The sequence below is a fragment of the Halorubrum sp. Ib24 genome (genome assembly GCF_002252745.1).
Taxonomy (GTDB): domain Archaea; phylum Halobacteriota; class Halobacteria; order Halobacteriales; family Haloferacaceae; genus Halorubrum.
In genome coordinates, this window is record NZ_NHOX01000007.1 from 1 (window position 1) to 255 (window position 255).

1 protein-coding gene is annotated in these 255 nt (G+C 0.4%); it reads right to left on the reverse strand.

Features of this window, described 5'->3' with window-relative positions:
- Positions 1–255 (reverse strand): hypothetical protein (locus DJ82_RS15625; protein WP_094580879.1); only part of this gene is annotated, 255 nt, incomplete at both ends.

A 255-nucleotide genomic window follows, 5' to 3' on the forward strand; every position in this document is an offset into this window, starting at 1 on the left:
AAAAAAAAAAAAAAAAAAAAAAAAAAAAAAAAAAAAAAAAAAAAAAAAAAAAAAAAAAAAAAAAAAAAAAAAAAAAAAAAAAAAAAAAAAAAAAAAAAAAAAAAAAAAAAAAAAAAAAAAAAAAAAACAAAAAAAAAAAAAAAAAAAAAAAAAAAAAAAAAAAAAAAAAAAAAAAAAAAAAAAAAAAAAAAAAAAAAAAAAAAAAAAAAAAAAAAAAAAAAAAAAAAAAAAAAAAAAAAAAAAAAAAAAAAAAAA